We start from the raw sequence: 5,146 nt of genomic DNA, 5'->3' as shown, positions 1-5,146 counted from the left end.
AAGGGTGCGCCCGTCAAGGTTGCATAAGAAATGTCCTTTGGCAAGGACTAGGTAAGTGTTCTTTGAGAAACCTATCATCACTCGGCTTATCTGAAAGGGAAATTAACCAGACAGGGAGTGTAGCATGCCGAGAAGACCATAAGTCAACTAGTTATCAAGTTGCGACTGAATGGTCAGATGAAAAGACAGTTATGAGGATAAAGTCTGTATTGATTGAACGATAATCCAAGCGGTTTTACGCGTACCTGCGACGTTAAGATAACTATACTCGTCGTACTGTGATTCACTTTTTCCAGTCTTTGAGGAGAAGGTGCAAGAACTAATCACAGCGCAACTACAATATGTAGTAAAGGATGAAAGTCGTATCCGACACTCTGTCGTGCCATAGACTATATAGTCTAATTGTTCTTATGTATACAAACGGGGATTACCTATAACAGAACGCCGATTATAAGGCTATAGGGTTTGCCCTTGAATATCTGGAGTGGTAACGGAGCTTTCGTAGTAGTCTGAGCAGGATAACGACCTGTACATGGCAAAGGGAAGCAGTTAAAGTGGTTTTAATACAATTAACGAAAAATGTGAGAGACATTATGAGAAATTCAGAAGGAGTATTAAACAGTCTTGCCAAACACAGCAAGCTATCAGCCTATAAGTATGAAAGGCTTTATCGTGTTTTGTTCAACAAACAAATGTACTACGTTGCCTATCAGCGTATTTATGCAAAACCGGGAAATATGACACCTGGTTCTGACGGAAAAACTGTTGATGGAATGAACTTAGTTCGAATTGAAAAACTGATACAATCATTGAAAGATGAGAGTTATCAGCCCCAACCTTCAAAAAGGATTTATATCCCAAAGAAAAATGGGAAAGTACGTCCACTAGGAATACCAGCTTTTAATGACAAACTGGTGCAGGAAGTGATAAGGATGATTATAGAGGCTATTTACGAAGGACAATTTCAAAATTGTTCCTATGGATTTAGACCTAATCGAAGTTGTCATACTGCTCTGGCGCAAATTCAAAAGACATTCAACGGAGCGAAATGGTTTGTAGAAGGGGATATAAAAGGATTCTTTGATAATATTAATCATCAAGTTATGATTGATATTTTAAGAGAACGCATCTCTGATGAACGATTTATTCGTCTAATAAGAAAGTTTTTAAATGCAGGATACATTGAAGACTGGAAGTTCCATAAAACTCGAAGTGGGACACCACAAGGAGGAATTATTAGTCCAATTCTAGCTAATATCTATCTAGATAAATTGGATAAGTATGTAATGGAATACATCCAAAAGTTTGATAAAGGGGAGAAACGCAAAACAAATAAAGCTCGTATTGAATATGAGTACGGAAAAAGGCTTGCTGTGGTAAAACTAAAAAAAGTAATAGACAAAGATGAAAGAAAAATAATCATCAAACAAATTAAAGCTTTTGACAAGGGAAGGTCCTTAATCTCATGTGGAGACGAAATGGATTGCGATTACAGAAGAATGAAATATGTGAGATACGCAGATGATTTTATAATTGGAATAATTGGGAGTAAACAAGATGCTCAAAGAGTCAAAGAAGACATCAAGAGTTTTCTTGAATCTAAATTGAAACTCGAGTTATCAGAAGAAAAGACTCTGATTACCCATTCAGAAAAGTCTGCCAAATTTCTCGGATATGAAATCTATGTTCGTAAATCTAATCTAACTAAAAGAAATAAGGTTGGTCATATAAGAAGAGCCTTTAATAAAAAGGTGTATTTAAAACTAACTACAGATGTGATGAAAAAGAAGTTGCTCGAATATGGAGCATTGGAAATTAAAACACACAATGGAAAAGAGCAATGGAAACCCAGAGCTCGAGTTCAGTTTATAAACAATGATGACCTTGAAATTTTAGATAGATATAACTCAGAAATCAGAGGTTTCTACAATTACTATTCAATAGCTAATAATGTTTCGATGATGAGTGCCTTTAAGTACATTATGGAGTATAGTATGTATAAAACATTAGCACGTAAATACCGAACAACTGTTGTAAAGATTGCTCGTAAGTACAAGCAAAACAATGTGTTTACTGTACACTTTAAGAATAAGAAAGGCGAAAATAAAATCAGAGTCTTTTACAATGATGGTTTTAAACGCAAGAACCCAAATCATCAGTCATGGTTAGATAACAACATATCACCATTTAGTATCACTACAACTAGTCTAGTTGATAGGCTTAAGGCTAATGTGTGTGAATTGTGTGGAGCTAAGGATGGAAATTTACATATGCATCATGTAAGAAAACTCAAAGGTTTAGATAATAAAAAACCTTGGGAGAAACATATGATTGCAAGGCATAGGAAAACTATTGCCCTTTGTCCTAGATGCCATAAACTGACTGATATGGGAAAGAAAGACTGATACTTTAATGGAGAGCCGTATACGCTGGAAGGTGTACGTGCGGTTCGGGGGCGAGCACTTGGAAACCTACCATAGAAATATGATAAGGCGCTGGGTGCTTAGCCTACATCATAAAATACTCTTTCCTGTGGTTACTATAATCATTATGGAAGTTTTTATAAATAAAATGAGACGCCTTAAAGGACAGCGAAAAGTCATTTTAATTGAAGAGGCCTGGAAGGCCATAGCCAAACAAAATATGGCTTCTTATATCAAGTATTTATGTGCGCCCGTCAAGGTGGCTTAGTAAATATCTCTTTGGCAAGAGATTAGGTTAGTGTTCTTTGGAAAACCTATCATCAACCGACTTATCTGAAAGGGAAACTGGACAGGGAGTGAAGCATGTCGGTAAAGTCATAAGTCAGTCAGCTATCAAACTGCTACTGAATGGCGAGATGAAAAGATGGATATGAGGATAAAATCCGAATTGATTAAACGATAGTCCAAGCGATTCCACTTGAAGTTATGGCGTAAGATAGCTATCAATCGTCATACTGTAATACTCCACCAGTGAATTGGTATGGTTGGAGCTTGAACTTATTACAGCGCAGTCGCAGTAAGCGTACAAAGGACGGAAGTCGTATCCGACAATCCATCGTGCCAATAGTTATTAAGTCGCAAACGGGGATTACCTAAATCGGAATGCCGAAAGGCTATGAAAGTTAAGTTTTCTGAATATCCGACATGGTAACGGAGCTTCCGTAGTAGTTTGAGCAAGGGAAAGCCTTGTACATGGCCAAGGGAAGCAGCTAATTTTTATTAATACAATTAAAGGAAAATGTGAGAGACATTATGAGAAATCCAGAAAGAGTATTAAACAGTCTAGTGGAACACAGTAAAACTTCAAGCTATAGGTTTGAAAGGCTTTACAGAATTCTGTTTAATGACGAGATGTTCTATGTTGCCTATCAGCGCATTTATGCAAAAGAAGGTAATATGACAGAAGGCTCAGACGGTCAAAGTATTGACAATATGAGCTTGTCACGCATTGAGAAACTGATAGCTTCATTGAGAGATGAAAGCTATCAGCCCCAACCATCGAGGAGAATTTACATACCGAAAAAAAACGGTAAGGTTAGACCTCTTGGCATACCTGCTTTCGATGACAAGCTGGTGCAGGAAGTGATAAGAATGATTTTAGAAGCTATTTATGAAGAGAGTTTTGAATATTCTTCACATGGTTTTCGTCCAAATCGTAGTTGCCATACTGCACTAGCTCAAATCAAGAAATCGTTTAACGGAGCTAAATGGTTTATCGAAGGAGATATAAAAGGATTCTTTGATAATATTGGTCATGATATATTGATAAGTATCCTTAAAGAACGTATCTCTGACGATAGATTCATAAGGCTAATTAGAAAGTTTCTTAAAGCAGGTTATATCGAGGATTGGAAATTTCATAAAACGTACAGCGGAACGCCGCAAGGAGGTATTGTAAGCCCAATATTAGCAAATATTTACCTCGACAGATTAGACAAATACATGAAAGAATACATCACAAACTTCGATAAAGGGAAAAAACGCAGACCAAGTAGAGTTCGTATGGACTTTGACAATGCAAGAAAGAGAACTGTGAGAAAACTAAAGTCGGTAGAAGACGAAAGTGAAAGAACAATTTTAATCCAAAGGATTAAGGCAGAGGATAAGCAGCGTGCAATGTTTCCAAGCTGTGACGAAATGGACACGGAATACAAAAGATTGAAATACGTCAGATATGCAGATGATTTTCTAATCGGGATAATTGGTAGTAAGCAAGATGCGAAAGAAGTTAAGGAAGATATTAAAAATTTCCTTGACCAAAAGCTCAAACTGGAACTGTCAGATGAGAAAACACTCATTACCCACACGGAAGATTCGGCACATTTTCTCGGCTATGAAATCTTTGTGAGAAAGTCAAACGCACAGAGAAGAGATATTGCAGGTCGTTTGAGAAGAACCTATGGTAAAAGGGTATATCTTAAATTGAGTACGGAAACGATAAGGAACAAATTACTTGACTATGGTGTATTGGAATTCCGATACCAAAACGGAAAGGAAATTTGGAAACCGAAATGCAGATCTGGACTTATATTCAATGACGATCTTGAAATTCTTGACCGATACAATCGGGAAATAAGAGGATTCTACAATTACTTTTCTATTGCTAATAACTGTTCTGAATTGCACAACTTCAAATTTATCATGGAGTACAGTATGTACAAAACCTTTGCTGGGAAATACAAAAGTTCAACGAGAAAGATAAATTCCAAGTATCGTAGAAATGGAAAATTCACAGTAAGGTTTACCACTAAATCTGGAGCGGTCAAAGAAAGATACTTCTATGACTTGGGGTTTAGGAGAAAGAACCCAATGACAGACGCAGGCTTTGACATTATGCCTTACTCCATCTTTGATGCAAGTAGGACAAGTCTTGTAGATAGGCTCAAAGCTGAAAAGTGTGAAATGTGCGGAGCTACGGAAAAGCTTGTCATGCATCATGTACGAAAACTCAAAAACCTAGAAGGTAAAAAGAGTTGGGAAAGACATATGATTGCAAGAAGAAGAAAAACTGTCGCTGTATGCCATAGCTGTCATCAGAAAATCCATAATGGAACATTAGACTGACAAGATTAGTGGAGAGCCGGATACGCGGAGACGTGTAAGTCCGGTTCGGGGGCGAGCATTTGGAAACCTACCATAGAAATATGATAAGGCGCTGGGTG

2 protein-coding genes and 1 pseudogene are annotated in these 5,146 nt (G+C 37.3%); all 3 read left to right on the top strand.

Going from position 1 to position 5,146, the window contains the following annotated elements; all coding sequences use genetic code 11:
- Nucleotides 1–593: 593 nt before the first annotated feature.
- The 3 genes and pseudogenes from ltrA (at nt 594) to GJV76_RS15135 (ending at nt 5,048) form a co-directional block, all read left to right on the top strand.
- Entirely contained in the window at nt 594–2,405 is a 1,812-nt protein-coding gene (ltrA, locus tag GJV76_RS15145; RefSeq protein ID WP_155093427.1) for a group II intron reverse transcriptase/maturase, read from the top strand.
- 109 nt (nt 2,406–2,514) lie between these two features.
- Nucleotides 2,515–2,682, top strand: a pseudogene (locus tag GJV76_RS16020) (TraG/VirB4 family ATPase); the annotation flags it as partial.
- Nucleotides 2,683–3,236: 554 nt separating this feature from the next.
- On the top strand, nt 3,237–5,048 hold the full coding sequence (locus GJV76_RS15135) for a reverse transcriptase domain-containing protein (protein WP_155093425.1): 1,812 nt from the start codon (nt 3,237–3,239) through the stop codon (nt 5,046–5,048).
- The last annotated feature ends 98 nt before the right edge of the window (nt 5,049–5,146 follow it).

Origin of the sequence: Myroides albus (assembly GCF_009711045.1) — a bacterium.
GTDB lineage: Bacteria > Bacteroidota > Bacteroidia > Flavobacteriales > Flavobacteriaceae > Flavobacterium > Flavobacterium album_A.
This window is presented reverse-complemented; position numbering and strand designations above follow the sequence as displayed.